This window comes from Exiguobacterium sp. KKT215 (genome assembly GCF_055635335.1).
In genome coordinates, this window is the sequence record NZ_JBVMVX010000002.1 from 1 (window position 1) to 22,392 (window position 22,392).

The 22,392-nt window shown below is 41.5% G+C and carries 19 protein-coding genes and 1 pseudogene; 13 read left to right on the forward strand and 7 right to left on the reverse strand.

The features are described 5' to 3' along the window. Nucleotides 1–192 precede the first annotated feature (192 nt). Nucleotides 193–819 carry a hypothetical protein gene (locus tag ACZ2GZ_RS15525; protein WP_470295623.1) on the forward strand — a complete coding sequence of 209 codons (627 nt, stop codon included), beginning with the start codon at nt 193–195 and terminating at the stop codon, nt 817–819. A gap of 122 nt (nt 820–941) precedes the next feature. Here the strand turns inward: ACZ2GZ_RS15525 and ACZ2GZ_RS15530 are convergent, their stop codons facing one another. Beyond that, on the reverse strand, nt 942–1,055 hold the full coding sequence (locus ACZ2GZ_RS15530; protein ID WP_470295646.1) for an IS3 family transposase: 114 nt from the start codon (nt 1,053–1,055) through the stop codon (nt 942–944). Nucleotides 1,056–1,534: 479 nt separating this feature from the next. Between ACZ2GZ_RS15530 and ACZ2GZ_RS15535 the strand changes: the two genes are divergently transcribed. Further along, nucleotides 1,535–3,220 carry a hypothetical protein gene (locus tag ACZ2GZ_RS15535; RefSeq protein WP_470295624.1) on the forward strand — a complete coding sequence of 562 codons (1,686 nt, stop codon included), beginning with the start codon at nt 1,535–1,537 and terminating at the stop codon, nt 3,218–3,220. 376 nt (nt 3,221–3,596) lie between these two features. Here the strand turns inward: ACZ2GZ_RS15535 and ACZ2GZ_RS15540 are convergent. The 5 genes and pseudogenes from ACZ2GZ_RS15540 to ACZ2GZ_RS15560 all read right to left on the reverse strand — a co-directional run bounded on the left by ACZ2GZ_RS15540 (nt 3,597) and on the right by ACZ2GZ_RS15560 (nt 9,501). After that, a pseudogene (locus ACZ2GZ_RS15540) lies at nt 3,597–4,617 on the reverse strand (IS3 family transposase). A 296-nt stretch (nt 4,618–4,913) separates the two neighbouring features. Then, a complete protein-coding gene (locus ACZ2GZ_RS15545) occupies nt 4,914–5,663 on the reverse strand; it encodes an HNH endonuclease (protein WP_470295625.1) in 750 nt (249 codons plus the stop codon). Beyond that, nucleotides 5,660–6,850, reverse strand: coding sequence for an AAA family ATPase (locus tag ACZ2GZ_RS15550; protein ID WP_470295626.1), 1,191 nt, complete (start codon nt 6,848–6,850; stop codon nt 5,660–5,662). The genes ACZ2GZ_RS15545 and ACZ2GZ_RS15550 overlap by 4 nt, the downstream gene beginning before the upstream one ends. Before the next feature lie 190 nt (nt 6,851–7,040). After that, the gene (locus tag ACZ2GZ_RS15555) at nt 7,041–8,066 is read right to left on the reverse strand and encodes a tyrosine-type recombinase/integrase (RefSeq protein WP_470295627.1); all 1,026 of its coding nucleotides are present in this window, start codon (nt 8,064–8,066) and stop codon (nt 7,041–7,043) included. A 484-nt stretch (nt 8,067–8,550) separates the two neighbouring features. Continuing rightward, nucleotides 8,551–9,501: a type II toxin-antitoxin system PemK/MazF family toxin gene (locus ACZ2GZ_RS15560; protein ID WP_470295628.1), complete on the reverse strand. Its 951-nt coding sequence runs from the start codon at nt 9,499–9,501 to the stop codon at nt 8,551–8,553. 198 nt (nt 9,502–9,699) lie between these two features. Here ACZ2GZ_RS15560 and ACZ2GZ_RS15565 point away from each other — a divergent pair, with 198 nt between their 5' ends. The 5 genes from ACZ2GZ_RS15565 to ACZ2GZ_RS15585 all read left to right on the forward strand — a co-directional run bounded on the left by ACZ2GZ_RS15565 (nt 9,700) and on the right by ACZ2GZ_RS15585 (nt 16,683). Then, entirely contained in the window at nt 9,700–12,642 is a 2,943-nt protein-coding gene (locus ACZ2GZ_RS15565) for an SIR2 family protein (RefSeq protein ID WP_470295629.1), read from the forward strand. 273 nt (nt 12,643–12,915) lie between these two features. Then, a complete protein-coding gene (locus tag ACZ2GZ_RS15570; RefSeq protein ID WP_470295630.1) occupies nt 12,916–13,194 on the forward strand; it encodes a helix-turn-helix domain-containing protein in 279 nt (92 codons plus the stop codon). Between the two features lie 152 nt (nt 13,195–13,346). Continuing rightward, the gene (istA, locus tag ACZ2GZ_RS15575; protein WP_470295631.1) at nt 13,347–14,894 is read left to right on the forward strand and encodes an IS21 family transposase; all 1,548 of its coding nucleotides are present in this window, start codon (nt 13,347–13,349) and stop codon (nt 14,892–14,894) included. Then, nucleotides 14,891–15,643: an IS21-like element helper ATPase IstB gene (istB, locus tag ACZ2GZ_RS15580; protein WP_470295632.1), complete on the forward strand. Its 753-nt coding sequence runs from the start codon at nt 14,891–14,893 to the stop codon at nt 15,641–15,643. Before istA ends, istB begins: the two co-directional genes overlap by 4 nt. Nucleotides 15,644–15,708: 65 nt before the next feature. After that, nucleotides 15,709–16,683, forward strand: coding sequence for an IS3 family transposase (locus ACZ2GZ_RS15585; RefSeq protein ID WP_470295647.1), 975 nt, complete (start codon nt 15,709–15,711; stop codon nt 16,681–16,683). Nucleotides 16,684–16,809: 126 nt separating this feature from the next. On the opposite strand, the gene ACZ2GZ_RS15590 is transcribed toward ACZ2GZ_RS15585, so the two are convergent. After that, entirely contained in the window at nt 16,810–17,001 is a 192-nt protein-coding gene (locus ACZ2GZ_RS15590; protein WP_470295648.1) for a helix-turn-helix domain-containing protein, read from the reverse strand. A 365-nt stretch (nt 17,002–17,366) separates the two neighbouring features. Between ACZ2GZ_RS15590 and ACZ2GZ_RS15595 the strand changes: the two genes are divergently transcribed. From ACZ2GZ_RS15595 to ACZ2GZ_RS15620, 6 genes are all read left to right on the forward strand, one after another. Continuing rightward, nucleotides 17,367–17,855 (forward strand): helix-turn-helix domain-containing protein, encoded by a 489-nt coding sequence (locus tag ACZ2GZ_RS15595; protein WP_470295633.1) that lies wholly within the window; start codon nt 17,367–17,369, stop codon nt 17,853–17,855. A gap of 299 nt (nt 17,856–18,154) precedes the next feature. Then, entirely contained in the window at nt 18,155–18,337 is a 183-nt protein-coding gene (locus ACZ2GZ_RS15600) for a hypothetical protein (protein WP_051627825.1), read from the forward strand. Nucleotides 18,338–18,349: 12 nt separating this feature from the next. Beyond that, nucleotides 18,350–18,574 (forward strand): hypothetical protein, encoded by a 225-nt coding sequence (locus ACZ2GZ_RS15605; protein ID WP_012390467.1) that lies wholly within the window; start codon nt 18,350–18,352, stop codon nt 18,572–18,574. Between the two features lie 66 nt (nt 18,575–18,640). Further along, nucleotides 18,641–19,741: a hypothetical protein gene (locus tag ACZ2GZ_RS15610; protein WP_470295634.1), complete on the forward strand. Its 1,101-nt coding sequence runs from the start codon at nt 18,641–18,643 to the stop codon at nt 19,739–19,741. Between the two features lie 14 nt (nt 19,742–19,755). Next, nucleotides 19,756–22,119, forward strand: a complete 2,364-nt coding sequence (locus ACZ2GZ_RS15615) for a VirD4-like conjugal transfer protein, CD1115 family (protein ID WP_470295635.1) — start codon at nt 19,756–19,758, stop codon at nt 22,117–22,119. 16 nt (nt 22,120–22,135) lie between these two features. Then, on the forward strand, nt 22,136–22,378 hold the full coding sequence (locus ACZ2GZ_RS15620) for a hypothetical protein (protein WP_470295636.1): 243 nt from the start codon (nt 22,136–22,138) through the stop codon (nt 22,376–22,378). Nucleotides 22,379–22,392: the final 14 nt, after the last annotated feature.

Here is a 22,392-nt window from a genome sequence, read left to right on the forward strand (position 1 = left end):
ATGAGTGGAAACGTTACTTTGACAGAGAATGAGTTTCAGAAACTATCATTGAATTTCAGAAGAGTAGCAAGTAGGTTTCTAACTGCCGATTTTCGAGACTACGAAGATTCCTTAAAAAGATTCCTTATCTTCATTGAAAATTCACTGATCATTAGCGAGTTTATTCAGAATAATAACACGAAGAGATTTGACATGCAGCAAGTTATCAGTGCAAGAGATTTTCACGATAAATTCAAATTGCCAATTCAAGAATCCGAGGAAATCGCCTTTATTTATCAAATGCTGAATTACATTTCAGATAATAATCTCGATATTACTGGTATTGCATTCGGATACAGTAGTTCTAATAAATTTCAGGCTCAAGTTTCCGAGTTTAATAATCATGTTGTTAGACCTCTCGTTGACCACATTGTAAACTATTTAGGAGAATTGAAAATTGATATGGGACTTTATAAGAGGTCGAGTACGGTATACCATATTGGTGATTTTAGAGGACAACTGAACCATGCTGAAGGCCAAGGTAGGGTTGTAGCAAAACAAAACTACAATGAAACTCAAGTGGCTGAATTGAAGGATATAACAGAGCAATTCGTTGAAGAACTCAACAAGAACACTGCTATTTCAGATCAAGATAAAGAAGAAACTATTGAAATCCTTGAAGCAGCAGTACAAGAATCAGAAAGTGAAAAGCCAAAGGGTATAATCGTAAAGACTGCAATTGAAAAAGTTAAGAGCGTTGGGGAACTTGCTAGCGCAGGAACAACACTGTTTAGTTTAGGAAATCAATTGGTTCAATCCTTGCAAGGAGTAATTGCTTAAACATCATTGTCATAGTCTTATCAACTAAAAATATAATGCAAAATCCCGGTACTACATTTTGATTGTTTTAAGTAATCGTGATGGTAAACTGAATCAAAAAAGTAAAATACTAAATAGTTTGGTTAGGCAACTTTTAGAATCTGAGTACGGTATATGACTGGACTCAGATTTTTTATTAGTTTCTTGATACGATACCGGTTGTAGTAATCGATGAAAACGTGTGAGTTCCCGTCTATATCGTTTGAAGAGAGCTATGTCCTCGAACTTATGGAGTAGAGAGGTACGGATTTGAGCACGGCGAAGAAGCTCTCGATGGCAGTGGTGTAGGGACAGTTGGTTTTCTAGACGTACTTAGGATGATTTTATGCTCGCACAGCTTCGGCGTGAGCGGCTAGAATTGGTATTGCTAGCCTTGGTCGGAGTGAAAAAAGGTTCTAACATTGTTGAGTGTCGCAAATGGCCAAGTTCAACATCTTGCCGACGAACGGATACAAAAGACTATCTGACCTCATATAGGCGAAGATTTCACGAATCGCCAGGTCTATCATCTATTATTTAAAGATAGATTTTATTTTAGAAAAGATAGAGCTTGATGACGTCGGTTACGCTTATGATTCAAAACTATGGCCTCGAAATCAAGTTCGAGAAGGTATCCAGCATGATATTTTTGAAAATTTAACTCTAGAATTCCAATCTAATGAATGGAGGAACCAATATGTTTTTAAAAACTATTCATTTATCTTCTATAATGAATTTTGATAAAGAAGAATACAATAAAATAATAAAAAACATAATCACGTCTAAAGGGTACTCATGTTTTATAGATATAAAACATGATACAGGATATGTAAACGAGATATATGAGGATTATTTAGCAGAGAAGCAAGTATTTTATGCCTCTAATCCTCCTCATTTAAAGGCAAAAGAAAATAATTTTTATATGATTACTTTGCCTGAAGGCTTTGAACAAAATAGATTAGAAGAAATGAACAAGAAGTATTTAATCGGAGATGATTATTTTTTAACAAACGAAGTACTTGAAGATTCAAAGACTGGTATCAAATCAATTTTACATCACGTCACTCCAGTAGAATTGGAGATATTTAGAATTTCACAAATGATGAATGATGAACTTGAAAGATTAAATATAAGTTGTTTAAATGAGAAATTTGTAAAGCATCAACAACAAAGATTTATATTATTACCTTTTGTAGCTAAATTTCAAGATTCTTATATTGAACCAATCATCATTGCAACTATCTATGATGTAGGAATCATCACATTGCAAATAATGATCACGTTAGATTACAAACAGATTCCTAATCAAGGAGAAGATGTCCCAAGAAACTTTGTGTTGGAAAAAGTTCAATTTTACAAAACTAATAATGTATTTAAGAAGCAAGATTTTTGGGAATATGATATCCAAGAAAATATTATATTAGACCATATCACCGCTTACTATGAGCAATTTTTAGTTGAAATATCAGGCACTCCCATCAATGTAAACTATAAATATAGACCCGTTAGTTGGGGTTTTGGGGATTACAATTTTTCTAATAAGAAAGATGATCATGATAAATTTATAGATAGAAATAAAAAACAATATGCTTCTCATTTGTTGAACTCAAACAAACAGGTTACATTGAGGATGTTAAACCGAAATATAGAAAAAAGCATGGAAGAATGGTTAGTTTATAAAAATAAAGACTTGAGTTTTTGGGCCAACCCTAATTCATCACTAGTTTCTGTAGGTGGAAAATTTTTGTATCCGTACATTATAGAAGCTTTAGCTGAAGACGAAATTGAATTGACGAAAAATAATTCGTATATGGAAAGTTTATTCCAAATCATAAAAAGAGAACACCCTAGAATTCTAATTAATTATTTTAGATTCTATGAGCTTACATTTATAAAGAACTATTTTCTAAAATCCTTATTAGACGATTTGACTGAAGACACATACAATACTGTCAAGGACTATAATTATGTAATAAAGAGCCTTAACTACATCAAATTAAATTTTGATGTAGAAGTACTTTTTTATACCGAAGGAAGTCCAAAACAGTTATATGAAAGTATTTTAGAAAAAACTGGAACCAATAAACTAGAGAATAAAATTGAACGATTAATTGAGAACTTAAAAAATGATGTTAATAATATCCAACAAAAAAGAATTAAAAATAATGAAACTTTGATACTAATAGTTAGTTCAATATTAACTATCTTGCTAGGTTTTAATGCGATTAAAGTTATAGTTTATGATTTTATGTCAAATATACCTTATTTCGGGAGTTTCATTTCATTACATCCTTTAAGAATCACTTCGCTTGTTTGGGGATTTTTAATAATCGCAATGGTTTATTTGAATATTAGAAGATGGAGTTTTAATAAAAATGAATGAATTTCTCTCGTTACATTGTTTGGTATTAAGTAAATTGGAAGTTTACTGAAAAGAGTCAAAGAATATAAACCCTACCAACTGCATTTTAAAATTTTTTTAGCTATATAATTTTTTATCAAACGGTTTAGCTCTTTTGATTGAGTTATAACAGTTTTTTTCTAATATCAATAATTTACATTTTTCTAAAAAATTTCCCTTCTTAGATGAAGTAACTCTAAAAAAGATTTTAGGATTTATAAAAAAGACTGGGAAGAAATTTCTTTCTTTGTTATCAGAAATGGATCTAGAAGCAATCATTATGGGAATAAAAGTTTATATATAAAGAGGAAATGAAGAAGTGAACTGAACCAAAAAAGTTAGACACTAAATAGTTTCGTTAGGCGACCTGTAGAACCTGAGTCCGGTATTCCACCGGGCTCAGGGTTTTTAGTCGTTTCTTGATGCGACGATGATTATAGTACTCGATGTAGCGCTCGAGATCCTGTTTGAAATGGGCCATATCCTCGAACTTCCTGAGATAAAGGAGCTCGGACTTGAGCACGGCGAAGAAACTCTCGATGGCCGCGTTATCAAGACAGTTGCCCTTTCGGGACATACTCTGGGTGATGCCGTGTTCGTGCAGCTTCGCCGTGAATGCTCGGAACTGGTATTGCCAGCCCTGATCAGAATGGAGGATTGGCCATCCATCGCCGTCGAGTCTTGCGATGGCTTTGTCCAACATCTCGCCGACGAACGGATACCTAGGACTGTCTGACATCGAATAGGCGTTGATTTCCCGGTTTGCCAGTTCCATCATCGGTGAGAGATAGAATTTCTCCCCGAAAAGATGGAACTCGGTGACATACGTCACCCACTTCTGGTTTAGGTCTACGGCCTTAAAATCCCGTTCGAGGAGGTTCGGTGCAACCGTTCCGACATCTCCCTTGTAGGGCCGATATTTCTTCATGCGGACGAGGCACTTGAGACCGAGTTCGTCCATGAGACGCAACACGGTTTTCGGGTCGTGCCTGAAACCTTGGCGCTCTAGGAAGCGTGGATGCGCCGATAGCCGCAACGTCCTTCGTGCTCGTGGACGAGGGAACTGATCCCTCCCGTTCGTATATCGATCGCCAGATGGAGATCAGCCCGAGAGAGGAGAGCCGGTACTTCAGGGCGGCGTCCATCAAGGCCAGCCCGTTGTCCGCCATATCGTTTAGTACCCTTAGTTTAAACGCCTGCGAGTAGGGTGTATAGGATGTATCGAAGATCGTCTCGCCCCATCGCTCGTAGAGAAGCACCCATTCACGTACTTTATGACGACTCACCCCGAACGTGTTTCCTAACGTTCTGTAGCCATCTTTACCAGTCAAGTAGCGTTCGGCGACCTGTATTTTCAACGCTTTTGTAAATTTGGTCATAAAAACGCCCCATAAAAGTTGGATTTTCATGTCCAACTTTTATGGGGCGGTTCAGAAGTGCTTTTTTTATTATAATATGAATTATTGATTTTTAAATGCATCTTCAGGCATAAAAAATCCTTTTCCTTGTGTTCTTAACAATTTTCGACAAATAATCCTTGTAGAATCATTAGAGTCTCATTGCGATGACTTTTTAATTATATTTTAGGAAATTTTCAAACGTCTTAAGTGTTATAAAAGCGGCTGTTTTACAAATAACATTGCAAAAAATCAAATTTAAAAACTTTAATTATGATTTAAGTGTGATCTAAACATATAGTTATAAGAGAATTTTCAAGAGTTTGCAAATCTTCGTTCCATAGCATTAAGTCATTCAACAAGATTCTGCATTGTTTATAATTTTCATCATTTAAAATTATAGTCGCTACCGTTGCCGAGTAATCTTTGTGAGGTAATCCCTGTTCTAGTAATGCACTTAATCTGTTAGTTATTTTTGTACGTTCAATCGATCTTTTTTCATCATTTCTGATATATTCTTTTATTTTATCAAGGAGCAATTCAAGAGATTCTTCAATTACGTTCCCTATATTAAATCTTGATAAAACTAATCTCTCTATATCATTTAATTGAAGAATATGAATAGAATTATATCCTATTTGACTTTTAGGTCTTAAACGGTAATTTTTTAATTTTAAATGTTCTTGAGGATTAATCGTAAAAGGGTTAATGATGGGTTCATCATTAGGGTCATGAATTCCTTTTCTTACATTACAACGTTTACAAGAGGGCAATAAGTTTTCCCATTCAACAACTTTGTTTTCATAAGGTTCCTTAGGAAAAAAATGCTCAACCTCCATATACTTGCTTTCTTCTTGAATATTGCATTCGCAATAACAGCATTTATTATTTGATAGATTAAGTAAGGCAGCTTTGATATATTTCTTGTTCCAAACAGGCGTTTTGTTCGTCTTATACTCTTCTGTAAGGCTATGAACTACTTCGGCAGTAAGTTGAGCAGGTGGTGAAGTTCTTTCAAGTTTAATCATTTTACACTTCCACCAATACTAGCAAGTTGTATTTCGATAATTTTAATTACAGGATTTTCTGGATGAAGCATTTCTCTCAATATAATAAATAATTTTTGAGCATTTACTATATCTTCCGTTTCTAAAGCTAATTCAAAATTTCTTATGGTGTCACTATATTCCTTTGAACGAGTTTTATGTAATCCCATAACGTCTGATAAAATTTCTTCAACTGTCCATCCCTTATAACCGTATTTATTACTAGGAAGTTCTCTTAAGTAAACTTCGTTTTTTTCATTTATCCCTAAAGATATTACTTCATGAGGCTCAGCAGCTTGAATCATGTGGGGGCTATGAGTGGTTAAAATTATTTGTGCTTGAGGCACAATTTCTCTCAAAACTTCAATTAATTTCGCTTGCCACTGTGGATGCAAGTGTAAGTCCGCTTCATCAATAAGAATCATGCCAGCAAAATCATTTACATTGATTCCTGGATTTTTAATTCTAAATTCTATTTCTTTTATTAATCCCAATAATAAAATTAGTATTGATTTATATCCTGACGAAAGATATTCAAAATAGATATCTTTCCCAAAGGCGTTTAATAAAATTTCATGTGTAGCAGGTATAACTTTTTTAAAGGAAACATTGGGCTCAATAATGCCGAAACATTTTATGGCTAATTGAAGGTTTTGGTCTTGATGACGATCTAATAATCCCTCATGTGCTGACCACATATAGCGACTTAAAAACCAACTTTTGATATTTGCAGGAGATGTTCCAATCATATTTATTTCAGTACCAAGTTCATAATCGGCTTTTACTGGGTCTTTAGAAATGGCCGCAACTTCAATATAATCTAATTGACGGTTAGACTTAAATACGAACAGACTGTTGAGGTGATTATTGAAATTATGGCCCTTCCATTTAAGTTCATCAGAAGGATGGAAGAAATTAGTAGTAAAATTATGAGTTTGAAAATCATTTTCGTGAACTACCGTTGTTTCCCATTCTCCGAAATCGTAATTAGAATTCCTTTTTATTGTATTTGAAGTTGCCTCAGTAAAAGAATGACTTATACACTCTAAAATTGTAGTTTTCCCTACTCCATTCGGTCCACAGATAAGATTAATACCGGGATTAAATTTAATCTCTAAAAAATCGATTCCACCAATCGCTTTTATTGATATTTTATCTAATTTAGGCATGTATTTACTCCTTTATTATAACTATTTATTTCTGATGATATCATTATATGAGGAATCGAGGAAATTCATTTTAGGTAGTAGCACTATAATTATATGATCATACATAGTAAAACTTTTGATTATTTAATAGAGCATTTAAATATGCAATCAATTGTAATAATAAAGTTCTTTCCCGTAGCCATGTATTTTATTACTTGAAGGGGAGGTCATAGGTCGTAAGGTTTGAGAGATGGTTCAAAGACTGTAAGTATTCATTCGTCGTGTTGATTGATTCGTGACCAACTAACTGCATGACCCCAATTAACGAGCTTCCGTTCGCCAGGAGTTTTGTGATGTAAGCCCGTCGGAACCAGTGGGGCGGGGTTTTCTCTTCGTTTGCCACATGGTCGACCGCCTGGTGAGTCATCAGGCGCAGGGCTTCATATGTGATGGCCTTGTTGGCTTTTTTTGTGCTAAAGGCGATGAAAGGGGACGAGACTTCCTCAATCATCATCAATGTCTGCAGCCGGTTCACGAGGTGAATCGCCTTTTCGGTGAGCGGAATGCGACGCCACTTGTCACGTTTCCCTTTCACCTCAACATAGGATGTCTGCTGATTTCGCTTAACGTCGATGAACTTGATTGATAGCAGTTCTGCCGCCCGCATGCCCGTCGTCAACAACAAATACCCGATTGTCTCGTTCCGGAGCTCCATGAGCTCCTTTTTTTGCGCCCGTTTGACGGTATAGCGGAACGACTCGGCGATCCGCTCGATTTCGGCAAAGTCGACCTCACGTCGGAGCAACTCAGGGCGTTGCTGGTTCTTCACGTGGAAGGCTAGATTATGTAGATGATATTGGTTGACGTGGAGGTAGGTCAGGAAACGTTTGAGCATATGGTTTTTCCGCTGCGCCGTGCGAGGGGCATACTGTTCGTTCACCTCGAAAAGGTAGTGATGGATGTCGAGCACGGTCAGGTCTTTTAATCCGTCTGTCTTCGTCATCACAAAATTAAGGATGAACTCGAGGTCCAATTTATATGCGCGTCGCGTGTGCGGGCTCTTGTCCGTATAGATTGGGAACAGTTCCGTCGCCCAGAACAATTCGATGACTTCAATGTCAGTCAACGCTTTTAGGTCGATATGGCTCTTCTTCAACGCCTCAGCCAATTTTGGATTCGCCCCGGTCAGTTCTCGCAATGCTACTTCGAATGCCTGCTGCTTTTTCTCAAGCTCCATGCTTCTCCCTCTTTTCACTATATATTTTAAAACTTAAAATGAGTTTTTATAAAAATTCTGATAAAAACAAGTAATACATAAGTAATTTTGCCTTAAATACAATAAGTAATTGGATTAATTAATTGATAATAAACGTACTACATTTATAGTCAAAAAAAAAATTTAAAATAAATAACTTGTGATAATCCTATATTATCACAAGTTATTTATTAAAAAAATAAAGTTTGATTTTGCCTTTTATTTTAAATTTATCATTTTCTTCTATAATTTATAGAATGTAGACTATCAACTCTTATGGGAGTTGATTTAATAAAAATTCATAAAAATCGTAATTAAGTAAAATAAAAAAGGGAGACAGTTTTTAAATGTCACCCTTTTTTCTTGCGCCTCTTAACGAGGATTTCATGAAGTTTAAAACTTGCGCCTCTTAACGAGGATATCCTTATATAGTTGATTATAAAGCATATAAGGAAATTTGAATAGTCTAAAGCCTAAAAATAAAATCATATAATCTTGAAAGCTCTTCTGTTGCTGTTTCTTTGACTGATTGATCTTCAGAAAACAAGTTTTTTATAAGTTGTGCTTTGATACGTTTATTAATTTGTGATTTAGGATTTATCAATTCCATTTGTTGTTGTTGATCATTGTTCCATAGACGATAATTTAAATTAAGTGTTTGTTTATCGAAACGACCTTTAATTGGTTTATATCTTAGGTTTCTAAACGATTTTAGGTCTCTTGGTATCGCTACCTCACAATGATTGATAATGTATTCTTCTAAGGTTTCTTCGCCTGAATAAATTACCACAACAGCCTCTTGAATTCTACCAAGCCAAGGTTTTGGCAATCTGACTGATATTTGTCCTTTGAGAGGGTGATTGTAGAATACTTTCGAAAGTCTTTTTCTCGAAACTCTTGTCATATCTGATACTAGTACGGTTGTATCTCCCTTTGGAAGACCTGAAATTTGGCCAACAGAAAATACTCCGGGCAGATGCTTTCTTTTCTTACTAGTTAGAGGAATCACCATTACGGAATCAAATTTCGGATCGACTTTCCATACAATTGCATAATGAGGACCATTCCACTCAAAGCCTACTCCAGTAAAGTCACAGTGCACAATTTCCAACTCAGTAAATTCTGGTCTAAATTGTTGAGAGCTAGAATCAAAATTCTCTAAGAGGAAATCACATTTAGCAAACATTGTAAGCTTTTGCATAGTGATTCCCTGTTCTATTTCCGATTTAACATGCATGATGTCATATAGGTCCGAGAATCCTTTTAATACATTGTTTAATTTAACACAATCTTGAGTACTTAATTTTTCGATTTTAGTTTCTAAATCACCCAATTCCAAAATCAAGCGTTTTAAAGCAACGTGATCAATACCGTTATTTAAAGATTCTATAGTGTTTGTAAACTCATGTAAACTCATCTTTTAATCCCCTTTAGAACTATCATCCTTATTAAGTATATCAAACTTTATAATCGTTTTTGCTATGTTAAATTTAAGCCGATATTGAAAGCAATATACTAAACTATTCATGTAGTTGGAAAGAAACGATACACTAGAAATCAAGGGTCGTAGTATCTTCTTTTAAAATGAATAAAATTAAATTCTTGAGGTGATGTAATGAATAAAATATCCAATTATATACAAGAATTAGCCGACGCATCAAGAAATGGAAAATTAGTCTTCTTTGTAGGTGCAGGTGTTTCTACTCTTTCTGAATATCCTAAATGGAATGAGTTGGTTGATAAATATTATTACGAACTCTACGGAAGTGCAAAAGAAGAAAAATATTCAGCTGATGATTATTTGCGCATCCCTCAGATCTTTCATGATGTAAAAGGAAATGAGTCATATGATCAAATATTAAAGCAGATTTTTTTGGTCGATAGGGAAACCAATCCTATTCATGATAAGATACTCGCTATGAATCCAGCCCATATTATCTCAACTAATTATGATAATTTAATTGAAAAAGCATGTTGGAAACGGGGTAAGTATTTTAGCGTAATTAGCCACGAAGAAGATGTAGCAAATGCTAGTTCCCCAAAGTACTTATTAAAAGTACATGGTGACTTTAGTAGAGGGTTTAAAGGAGAGAACATTGTTTTAAAGGAAAGTGATTATATTAATTTCGAACAAAATCGTCCCTTAATTAGTAACCTCATGAAAACGATTATGGCCACGCACACAATTGTTTTTATTGGGTATGGTTTAGGTGATTATAATATTAACTCATTATTAAATTGGGTAAAAACTCTGCAAAAAGAAAGTTATAATAAACCTTTATTTATCAGAACAGAGCCTTCTCCAATTGAGGAGAACATCGCAATTTATTATGAAAAAAAAGGACTGCGCATATTAGATGCAGCTACATTAGTGGAAACTAATGATTCAGAGTATCTGAGTCGTTACAATGCAATCATGGATTTATTGATTGAGTCACGTAATAACAACATGCTAACTAAGGACTCTGACGTCGTTAATTACCTTTACAAGAAACTTCAACCTCTTTTTAAATTGAATGCAGTAAGGAAAAATGACTTAAATCACGTATTTGATAAAGATTATAATTTTTCTATAGATGGATCTGTTTACCCTTTTCAAAACCGAAATTCAGATTATATGAAAATTTTCTTTGAAACTATTAAAAATGAAGGAATAAACCTTTCAGAAGAAACAAAGTTGAAATTTTGCGAAGTTTTAAGTTTTTTTGAAAAGAATGGTGTTACTCATCATAGAATGGATAGTGAAACGAAAATCGATATAAACCCACTAGACATCAAAAATCCAGCATACCATTGGGATACCAATAAATTAGAAGAGATGATGAATCAAATATCTAACGATAATCTCGAAGATAATTATAAAAAAGGATTTATTTTGGCATCGATTGGACTATGGGAAGAGTCCTATAACTTGTATTCTAAACTACTTTTACAATCAATCGAAGAATCAAATTGGTGGATTCACTACCTCTCACAAGTGAATAGGTTCTGGATATATCAATCAATAATTCAAAGAAATAGACAAATGTTAGGTATTCAAGGGTATTTGGCTTACGGGAAAAGACAAAGACTATTTTCTGAGGATTTTATAAAACGTATAGAACGAGAAATGAAAAACTTTGATATTTCTGAGGTGTTCAGAAGTATGCCTTATGAATTTCAAAAAAAATATAAAATATTAGAATTCCTCAGCACCAATGAGTTTTTATATAAAGATATAGTTAAGCTGTTTGACTTAACTAGAAAGATACGCTCTTCCATTAGTGTCGGATCCTATTCTTTTGGCCTTACTAGTGAAACGGAGACCCAACTTCGTCTTAATGATAACCTCCGTTTTATCTATGATAATTATCTATGGGTTTATTCATTTTCTGAATTTAAAAATTACATGCGTGATTCGTTGATTATTCAATTTGAAAAATATGCATTTGAGTACAGTAGACCTAAAGATGATTTAGGCATGGTAGCCGCATTAGAAAATTCATCATTTTATTTAGATTATTTCGATTTCCTTAATATAGCAAAAACTTTCGAATTAAAGGATGTGAAACACATTGAAAAAACCTGCAGATTAGAAACTATTAACATACAAGATTGTGGATTAATCGAAGATTATTTATTAAGAATCGCTGACGAAATAGTAAAATGCATATCAGAAAAAAATATGCGTACAATATATTATGACATACTCATTCCAGAAGCAAAAATAGCTTTCTATCTAGCTAAGTATGTAAAAATTTCTGATATAGGTTTGCTAAAAATCATAGATACACTACTATTCTATTTTCCTGAAAGAGACTTGGATATTGGTCTACGCTATCGATGGGTTGAAAGACTTACATTAGCTAATGGACTTTCTAAAGAAGGAATTGCTTTAATTGAAAGCTTTCTTATTAAACAAGCTAAAAAATATGAAACTACTAATTTTTCAGAAGAATCTTCTAACGGCTTCAGCTCAAAAAACTTTGTAAATTTGCTTCTTCATTTTGATAGTTTGTATGTATCTGATCATCTCTCAAATTATGCGATTTCTATTTTGGGAGACATGAAAAAACAAACGAACTTTATGTTTTCTCTTTATCCTATTTTAACAGCCGCTGCTAAATCCTACATCATGCAAATAAAGCAAATAGATACTATTGAGGACTTTATGACTGCCGTAGAAGTAGGAGCCATAGAAAACGTATCAGAGCATCAAGAATATATCCTAAATTACTTAAAGGATCAGAAATCAAAAAAATCTGACCCAAGAGTTATATATTCCCCTAATAAATACGTGATCCAATTCGGAGCTTGGTATTTTCTTGGTGAAATTTCAAGTTCAAAAATGCAAGAATATACTGGGTTTGAGTCAGAATATGATTTTCTAGTTGATCCTGAGAACTTTAATTACGATGAGTTCGTTCCATCTTGGTTAATAACCTATTCAGACAAGCTATTGGAGAAAATAAGCATGAATATTTATATGCGAGAAAATATAGTAGAAATTTTAAAAGAAAGAATCAAATTCTCTAACGATAAACGTTACTTTGAAATTTTTATGAAACACTTTATTTAAATAAGAAAGCATTGATTTATTCAAATCAAAAATTTAATATTTTTCATCGTTTAATTTTTGAAAGAATTAAATATGAACTATGAATTTCTTCGTAATAAATTTCAGTAGTGTAGACATCAGATTGTTTTTCACATGAGAAACCTGTAACTGGACTAACAAAGCTTTGAGGATCTTTCAGATAAGGTCTGGGCTAACCTAAATTTTTGAGACAATATAAAAACACCTTCGCAGTGGTACACTTTAAAAAAGTGCTAGCATCGGAGGTGTTTTTGCGTGGGCAAAAACGTATATTCAAGTGAAGTGAAATGGGCAGTGGTGAAAGACAAACTGAGCGGTGAGTTGACGAATAGAGAAATCATGGAGAAACACGGAATCAAAAGTGAGTCCCAGATCCACACATGGATGAGATGGTATCGGTCCAATGAAATCTATCGATTTGACCAGCCGATCGGGAAGCAGTACACCTACGGACTTGGTCCTGATTCCGCCAGCGAGGATGACAAGAAAGAGCGTCAACTATCCCACCTGAAGACGGATGATTATTGCATTTAAAATGAGCCACTTGTGCATTCTTCTGAGCCACCGAGTGTGGACAACTGAGCCACTCAGTGCGGACACTATACCACTTATACGCTTGATGCCTTTTCTCCCCTATACTTGAGATGCATGCCGTCGGCATGACATTGAAGTATGGGGGTTTTGTTTTGATTGATGGTCGCAAGATACTGGAACTTCATTTTGATGGGATCAGTCAACGCACGATCAGTGCGAGCACCGGACATTCGAGGAACACGGTGAGCGATGTGATTCAACGGGCCACAGAGCGTGGCATCGACAGCTTGGAAGACAGGATGACAAAAAAATGGCTGTATGAGTTCTTGTTCCCTGAGCGTGAACCGATGGAAAAGGGTTACCACCCTGTCGATTTCGAGATGATCCACAAGGAGCTACAGAAGAAGAACGTGACATTGAAGCTGCTTCACCACGAATACTGCAGCACGGCGAGAGACGCAGCTAGAATCCCGTATGCCTATCGTTCCTTCACAGAGAAATATGGATCATACGCAAAGAAGTACAAGCTGACCATGCCCATCCGTCGTAAGCCGGGCGAAGTCTTAGAGGTCGACTGGGCCGGAGCGACACTGAAAATCATGGACAGTGCCGCCGGCGAGGAGATTGAGGCCTATGTCTTTGTCGCCGCGCTTCCGTACAGCCAATATTTCTACGCCGAGGCCTTCCTCGACATGAAGTCGCGATCGTGGCTGACTGCGCACGTACACGCCTTTGAATACTTCGGCGGCGCCACCGAGACGCTGGTCCCGGACAACCTCAAGACCGGAATCACGAAGCATCGCCGAGGCGACACACAGGTGAATGAGGCTTACCGTGAGCTGGCGGACCATTATCGGACGGTCGTCGTGCCTAGCCGCATCCGCAAACCGAAAGACAAGCCGAGCGTCGAAGGTGCGGTCGGCTTCCTTTCACGTCAGATCATCGCGGCGTTACGGAATTACCAGTGCTTCCACATCGAGGATCTGAACAAGGAAATCCATTCGAGGCTCGAGGAGATGAACACCCAGGAGTTCCAAAAAAGAAGCGGTTCAAGAAAAAGCGTGTTCACGGAAGAGGAGAGCGCGACCTTGCGCCCCTTACCGAAAACACGCTTCAAGATGACGGAATGGCGAACCGCGAAAGTACAACTGAACTACCACATCCAAGTTGAACGCATGTTTTATTCCGTCCCTTATGATTATACCCGTGAAGACGTCGATGTGCGCCTGACGGCCAACTTGATCGAGGTCTATTTCAAGGACGTCAGAATCGCCTCCCACACGCGCCTGAAGGGCGCAATCGGACAGTACGCGACGAACACCGACCATATGCCCGACAACCATCGCCTCTATCTCGACCATAACCCGGAGAACAACCGGGCATGGGCACGTACCGTAGGTACCAACATGGAGAAGTTCGTGACGTATATTTTTGAGAACAACGTTGAGAAAAAGGCGCTTGGCTTTCTGGCGGTCATTCGGAACCTGAACAAGAAACATTCGAACGATCAGATGGAGGCGGCCGCCAAGAGCATACTCGAGGTCGCGTCGCAGCCTACCATCAGCGTCTATAAAGGCATCTTGGACCGGCAAAAGAAAAAGGCGGCACGAGCTTCGGTCGTCAACGAACGACCGAGTCGATCAAAAGAAGACCACGGATTCACGCGTGGAGCAAAATATTTCGGAGGCGATAGAACATGATCAACCAGGAGACGTTAAGAAAGTTGACCGAGATGAAAATGACGGGGATGGCAGAACAGTATGAACTACAGCATGAGATGAAAGAGTACGCCGAGTTGGATTTTGATGATCGTTTCAACCTGTTGGTCGACCAGGAATACTCAAGACGCCGGTCGAACAAGCTCGATCGGCTCATCAAGCAGGCGACTTTGTCCGACCCGTCCGCGTCAATCGAACATATTGAATACCACCCGGACCGGAGGTTGGACAAAAAACTGATCCTAGAGCTCGCCTCGGGCAACTACATCAAGAATCATCATAACGTCATCCTGATGGGGGCATCGGGCAACGGAAAAACATGGTTGGCGAACGCTTTGGCCGTCCAGGCCTGTCGCCAATTCCACAAGGTAAAGTATATCCGGCTGCCTGAACTATTGGACGAGCTCGCGGTGGCGAAATACGAGGCGGACGGCAGCTTCAGGAAGCTAATCCACAAGTATCGGACGATCGACCTCCTGATCCTTGACGAATGGCTCCTCACCGAGCTCCCACAGGAGCACGTGATGCATCTGTTGGAAATCGTTGAGGCACGGCTGAAGCGTTCCTCGACCATCTTCTGTTCCCAATTCGCACCCGAGGGGTGGCATTCGAAGCTAGGACAGGCCCAAATCGCGGACGCGATTCTGGACAGGATCGTACACGACTCCTATAAAATCCTGGTCGACGGCGAAACCTCAATGAGGGAACGCCATGGGCTAGGGATAGGCTAAGGTTTTGGCCATTGAGTCGTCGATGGCCTTTTCCTTCATACCGACTGGCTCAGTCTCCGCATTTGGTGGCTCAGTTGTCCGCATTCCGTGGCTCACAAGTCCGCACTAGTGGCTCTCTGTCTCCGCAATACTCAGACGGAGAACGAAATCTTAAAAAAATTCATGGAGATCGAAAGAGAGTTGAGAAAGAAGTAATCCTAAAGACTGTAGAACTCCTGAAGAGGAAATATACGATCACGACGATCCTACGTGTCCTAGACGTGCCACGGGCAACCTATTACCGTTGGGTCAGAGAACCGGTGAAGCACCCTTCGGTGCTAGAGCAAGCAATCGTCGAAGTATGTAAGAATACGAAATATCGATATGGACATCGAAAGATAAAGGCCCTGTTAGAGCAAAACTATGAGTTAACAGCAAACCGGAACACCGTACAGAGAATCATGAAAAAGCACCATCTCCAGTGTCGGATCAAACCCAAACGAAAATGGAGGTCTCAGGGTGAGAGCATCATCATCGCACCTGACCTTCTCAAACGAGACTTCACGGCCAGTGAACCGAATAAGAAGTGGGTGACGGACATCACCTATATCCAATACGGGAGCACGACGAAATATCTTTCGACCATCATCGACCTATTCAACAATGAGATCGTTGCCTATAAGTTGTACGAGCATCAACAGACGCCCCTTGTCATCGATACGTTAAAGAAGGCGTTGGAAAGCCGGAACAACCCCGAAGGGGTCATCATCCATTCGGACCAAGGAAGTGTCTATACCTCATATGCCTTTCAAGATTTCGTTAAGAGGAGCCATCTGACGAGCAGCATGTCTCGAAGAGGCAACTGTTGGGATAATGCGGTGATCGAATCATTCCATTCGAACTTGAAGTCTGAGGGCTTCCAGTACGTCAAGTTCAACTCGTTAAGCGACCAGGAAGTGCATGAACGGGTGAACCATTACTTGACCTACTACAACGAAGAACGTATCCAAGAAAAATTAGGCTACCTCACACCGATAAAATACGGTGGGATGGCAGCCTAATCAAGGTGTTTTTATTAGTGTCTCATTTCGCTAGGTCAGTCTAGTCTTCAAGGCCTTTTTTATATCAAAATTAAACAAATTCATATCATGTATTCAATATCAATTTCTGAGATCATTTTTCCTAAATTAATCAAATTTTCTACTGTTAAAAAAAACATTTAAGGAGATATTTAAGCCATTACAATATTTCTGAATCGTACTTACTTTCGGATGTTTCGTTCTACCGCTCATCAGCTCTGAAATCGTAGCTTGATTCAATCCACCCTTTTGAATTACTTGATGGATTGTCATATTTCGTTCCGCTGCGAGCTCTTTCATCCGCTCGATGATTGCCTCGTTCAATTCCACTTATTCACCCCACGATCGTAGTACTCTCTATTCGTTATTCTTGAAAAAACCTTCTATTCCTCTACCCTACCACAATCTCTTGAAATCAAAATACTTGTTATTATTTTCTATAATCAAAACGTTATTTTTTTACAGTTGTGCTACAAAACCAAAAATATTGAGTTACTGTTGGCCATCATCCCTTATATAGAGCGGATTCGACAAGAATCGTCAACTGTAAAATTTCTGACATATCAGAAAACTGATGTTTTTTAAGCCGAATCCTGTTATATTGGAACCAACAAAAGGAAATATCTGTTTGGTCGCCGATCTGGTTTACAGAAAGGGGAAGGCTTATGTATCGATTCGGGGAGTGGTTGAAGGAGAACCGCCGGCTCTCGGGCTGGTCACAGGTCGAACTATCAGAGAAGACGCTCGGGGAGATTTCGCAACCCGCCATCAGTCAGTACGAACAGAATCGGTCGGTGCCGTCGATTGCGGACATCGATCATCTGGCTCGTGCGTTCGGACATACGCTCGCAACGGTGCCCTGGGACGCCATCGACTTCGGATACGGGGCAAAACGTTCCGTCACCAAGCTCGAGCGACGTCGGTTCGACCTGAAGGAACTGCCACAGGCCGACTCGGTCCGCACGTTCGACGGGAAGACATATGAACTGCACGGCTTCATAGGTATCGAGAAAGGAAGCGGTGAAGCGGTCCAGCTGACGCAACTCTACTACCGGATCCGCACGGTCGTCTGTGACGCCCACGTACTCGCCAAGCGCAAAAAACCGGATGACGAGCTCATCCACGTCAAGAAACGGAAAAGAGTCCGACAGTAACCGACATCGACGCAGCAGCACATCCTTAAGGATGGTCTACTCCAATCACATACCGGCGTGTCCCTCACCAGTGACCGGGTGGGCGGGATCTACGCACAGATGGTTCGGCGAGAGTCGCCTAAAACTCGCCACAAGGTCACTGCATCGTTTCGGGTCATCGAAAAACCCTGTACAGCTCCTTAGATTCCACGAGGAGCGGAGTTCGTGGGGGAACGGCTAGAAACCCACCGCACCGAATCCGACTGTCCTTAATGATGTGCTGCTGCACATCACGAGATCAAGGGAAGGAAGTGTGTACTGTGGCATCAAAAGAACAGAAACAGAACCGTAGCTTCGCCGAGAAACTCTTACGCATCCGTGGAAAGGACTACGAGGAATGGCTCGATGAACAACATCAACAGGTCATCCAGGACAACCAGGAACTCATCATGGAGGCGCTCGAGGCGAAGCTCAGCTTCAAGTCGCCTGCGCATCAGGACTAAGGAGGGAACGACATGGGACTCAATGAGACAGGGCTCAGCTTGCTTCAGTTCTTCCAGGGGCTCGCCGTTATCGCCGCGGCCATCGCTTTCGCGATCGGGGGCTTCTACTTCATCTTCGGTGGAGATCGGGGTCGCTCGAAGGCCGTCGGTTGGCTCGTAGGGGGCGCCGTCGGTCTGATCATCGTCATGGGCGCGTTCACGCTCGCTGAGATGGTAGACCAGAACATCAAATTCTAATGCACATACACGTAGCGTTCCAATCGGAAGGCTTTTTTTGTTGCTTGAAACGAGAGGAGGAACGAGATGCTGTTTGTACGATTCACCGACGTGCCGGACACACGAATCCAGAACTATGAACGGCTCACTTTCGTCGAGGCGGTCATCGCGACCCATGACCTGCATCAGGCACGTAGCGAGGAAGGGACGAGCTGTTCCGGTGACTTCCGGCTCTTCGACCAGAAAGATGAACTGCTCTATCGCGGGACGTTCATGTTCGGGACCGAAGGAACGTATCCGAACCTGTATCACCAGGTGAAAGATCGCGTTCAACGGATCCGGACAAAGAAGGAGGACAATGCGAAGAAGATGTGGCTCCTCGACGAGATCGAGTCCCAGACACCGGAAGACTATAAGCGCCCGTCCGCCAAATCGAACCCAATCGTGTCGTCGACCTATCAGTCGCGCCTGACCCGGCTACAGCGCCGCCTCATCTACGGGGCAGCCACGGCCGGGATTCTATTCACGTCACTCTTCACTGCAGCGCAATGGTTCATCGATAAAGAGGCGCACGCCGAACAGGTGACCGGTGTCGAACAAACATGGCTGGATGCTTACGAAGAGGCGCTCCAAGGTGAGGAATCCTCGCTCATCGCTTTACTGGAACGGAAAAATCGGTCCGAGGAAGAGGATGTTCTACTGGTCGATCTCTATCTGGCAGAAGGCGCAGACCAGAAAGCGCTCACGCTCACGGATGACCCGATCCTGATTGAGACGAAGCTGGCGGGACTCGATCTATCCAATCAGGAGAAATTGGAACGGCTCCACGAGTTCCAAGCGTCACATCCGACCGATGAGGGTGCGTTCGATATCGCCACACTGGAACGAGACCATGAGACCGTGGCCAATACGAAAGACGTGGAGTGGACTGCTCCCCGCGTCTCCGCGAAAGTGACTACCTATCTTTCCCTTGGCGACATCGCGTCCGCGAATGAATGGGCGTCCAAGACGAACGACCCTGTCGTACAAGAAAAAGTCGACAACTATCAAGACATTACGGCCATGATTGACGGACTGAACAAGAAACTGAAGGAAACTTCTAGCAAGGACACCTCGGCCCGTGAGAAGATTCAAGCCGCTATCGCTGCTGAAGAAGGCAATCTAGAAACGATTCTTTATTCAGATTAAGGTAGGTGAAATAATTGAGAACTCCGTCTCTATCACCACGATTCCCGATACGTCTGATTTTCCCCGCCCTGTTCTGCCTGTTGGTGGTGCCGTCCGGGATTTTTTATCTGCTGAATGGGGTCTACAACATCATTCGACAAATCATGACCCCGATTGTACAAGACGGGCTGTTGGCCGGAGCGACGATTCCGACGCTCTCACCCTCCTTGTTCTTGGAGGTGAGACTTCCCTCTTCGACCGTCTTGATTGGACTGATCACGTTCAGTCTGTTTATCGGATTGGTCGTGTTCGGCAAGGTATGGCTGAACTTCCGGGATCTGCGGCAAGATCAAAAAGGGAGCGCCCGCTTCACCTCATTCGATGAATTGAAGCAACAGTACCGCCGCGTTCCGGATCGGAAGAAACGGTATGACGGATTAGGCGGTGTCCCCGTCGGACGGGTCAAGAACGAGCTGTTCATTGATGATTCGCCCGTCAACAACCTGATCATCGGCACAACCCGATCCGGGAAGGGCGAGACGTTCGTCTTCTCGACGATTGATTTGTACAGCCGGGCAAATGACCAAGCGAGCCTGATCATCAACGACCCGAAAGGCGAGCTCTTCGCCGCCTCGAAGGAGACGCTCGAACAACGCGGCTATCAGGTCGAGGTGTTGAACCTGATGAACCCGCTCCAATCGATGTCGTACAACCTGTTGCAACTGACGATCGACGCATTTCTCGAGGAGAACTACTCGCTCGCCCAACAGTATGCGCGCTCGGTCGCGTTCATGTTGTACCATGACCCGAAGGCACGGGACCCGTTCTGGGCCAACTCGTCGATCGACCTGTGTACGGCGCTCATCCTCGGGCTCTGTGAGGAGGCGAAGGACACGCCGGAGAAGATCAACATGTACAACGTAGCTCTCATGCTCTCGGACTTAGGGTCACGGACGGTCGTGACGCGACAAGGGCAGGAGATCTCCGCACTCGACGAGTTCTTTCAGCAGTTCCCGGAGAACCACCCGGCCCGCCTCCAGTTCGCGACGCTCCATTTCTCGGGTGGGCAGACACGGGCAAGTATCCTGGCCAATACGAACGCAAAACTCGGTATCTTCACGTTGAACGGGACCGGGAAGCTGACGTCGATGAACTCGCTCGACATGCGACGCATCGGATTCAACCGCTGGATCAGCGGGCGGAGCGAGCCATTGACACGTCTCACGTTCATGTTCCCTGATGGGACGACCCATGCGCTCACGACAGACGACGATGGCAGCTTCATCGTGTACCACGCGTCGTCACTTAGAACCGGAGACGCCGTTCAAATCTCGACTGACTCAAGCACTGCGACGATCCAGCTGGAAGCGCATGATGAGGAGAGTGGACGTTTCCGTTACGCAATCGATGGGATGATACAGATCCGTGAAGTGATGTACCAAATGCGTCCCGTGGCGGTATTCCTCATCGTCCCGGACTATGACCCGACGTTCAACGTCATCGCGTCGCTCTATATCAAGCAGGTGTATACGGCACTCGCCCGGGTCGCCTCGCAGACGAAACAAGGTAAATGTGAGCGCCAAGTCGTCTTCTTACTTGATGAGTTCGGGAACATGCCGCCAATCGAGGGTATGGCCAACATCATCACCGTCTGTCTCGGGCGCAACATGCGCTTCAATCTCGTCATCCAGGCCTACTCTCAGCTCGAGAACCTATATGGCGAGGATTGGAAGACGATCGACGGCAACTGTGGGAACACGCACTATCTGTTGACCGCGGACGAGTCGACCGCCGAACTGATCTCGAAGAAGCTCGGTGAGGCGACCATCGTCACGAAATCGAGGTCCGGTCAGACGTTCTCGCTCAAAAAATCGAAGACGGAGAACGTGGACGGCCGACGGCTCATGACAGCGACCGAGGTCATGGGGTTAAAAGAAGGTGAGATGCTCATCATCCGTGTCATCAAGCGTCAGGACACGAAGAAACGGCGTATCCAGTCGTATCCGATCTTCCTGACCGGCAGGACGGCGATGAAGTACCGCTACGAATACCTGGCGGACGACTTCGACACGGACCGTTCTCTGCATGACATCGACATCCCCTGCCGTCACGCCGGTCTCGACTTCGAACAGATCCGCGTCCGTTTCGCGAAGAAAGAAGACGAGACGGATACCAACGCGTCATCGAATCAGGAAGACAATTCCTTGACGGTACGTGACGTGCTTCAGGACAGTATCCTACGTTCGATGTTCGAAGGACATGACATCGGTGGAATGTCCCTCCCCGAGTTCGAGACGAACCTGAACCTAGGAATTTACGACGTCACCGACAGTCAGAAAAGCTTTTTGAGCACGATGATCGCGAAACGACTCGAGAAACTGAAGCAAGGCACACCGTAGAGAGGAGGCCGAACCCATGGCCGAGAATGCGAGAGAGAAGCGAATCCAGAACGAATTGCGTGTCGTCGCGAGGATCATCGAGACGCAGCGCGTCCGCCTCGAGCGGGGCGACGTGCTCAATATTCAGACGACTGACGGCTTTCTGACCGTCTATCAGGACGACACCTCAGACACCCCGAAAACTGTTACACTAATAGATAAGTTCGACTTCCGCGTCAATTTAAAAGTCGCGGATCTACTGAAGGGGAAAATCGTCTGACGGAGGGGTAAACG

Excerpts from the sequence above, each read along its gene's own strand:
- ACZ2GZ_RS15550 (WP_470295626.1), bottom strand. The coding sequence starts at position 6,850 with ATGCCTAAATTAGATAAAATATCAATAAAAGCGATTGGTGGAATCGAT.
- ACZ2GZ_RS15525 (WP_470295623.1), top strand. The coding sequence starts at position 193 with ATGCAGCAAGTTATCAGTGCAAGAGATTTTCACGATAAATTCAAATTG.
- ACZ2GZ_RS15535 (WP_470295624.1), top strand. The coding sequence starts at position 1,535 with ATGTTTTTAAAAACTATTCATTTATCTTCTATAATGAATTTTGATAAA.
- ACZ2GZ_RS15545 (WP_470295625.1), bottom strand. The coding sequence starts at position 5,663 with ATGATTAAACTTGAAAGAACTTCACCACCTGCTCAACTTACTGCCGAA.
- ACZ2GZ_RS15555 (WP_470295627.1), bottom strand. The coding sequence starts at position 8,066 with ATGGAGCTTGAGAAAAAGCAGCAGGCATTCGAAGTAGCATTGCGAGAA.
- istB (WP_470295632.1), top strand. The coding sequence starts at position 14,891 with ATGATCAACCAGGAGACGTTAAGAAAGTTGACCGAGATGAAAATGACG.
- ACZ2GZ_RS15605 (WP_012390467.1), top strand. The coding sequence starts at position 18,350 with ATGGGACTCAATGAGACAGGGCTCAGCTTGCTTCAGTTCTTCCAGGGG.
- ACZ2GZ_RS15610 (WP_470295634.1), top strand. The coding sequence starts at position 18,641 with ATGCTGTTTGTACGATTCACCGACGTGCCGGACACACGAATCCAGAAC.
- ACZ2GZ_RS15565 (WP_470295629.1), top strand. The coding sequence starts at position 9,700 with ATGAATAAAATATCCAATTATATACAAGAATTAGCCGACGCATCAAGA.
- ACZ2GZ_RS15560 (WP_470295628.1), bottom strand. The coding sequence starts at position 9,501 with ATGAGTTTACATGAGTTTACAAACACTATAGAATCTTTAAATAACGGT.
- ACZ2GZ_RS15590 (WP_470295648.1), bottom strand. The coding sequence starts at position 17,001 with ATGAAAGAGCTCGCAGCGGAACGAAATATGACAATCCATCAAGTAATT.
- ACZ2GZ_RS15595 (WP_470295633.1), top strand. The coding sequence starts at position 17,367 with ATGTATCGATTCGGGGAGTGGTTGAAGGAGAACCGCCGGCTCTCGGGC.
- ACZ2GZ_RS15620 (WP_470295636.1), top strand. The coding sequence starts at position 22,136 with ATGGCCGAGAATGCGAGAGAGAAGCGAATCCAGAACGAATTGCGTGTC.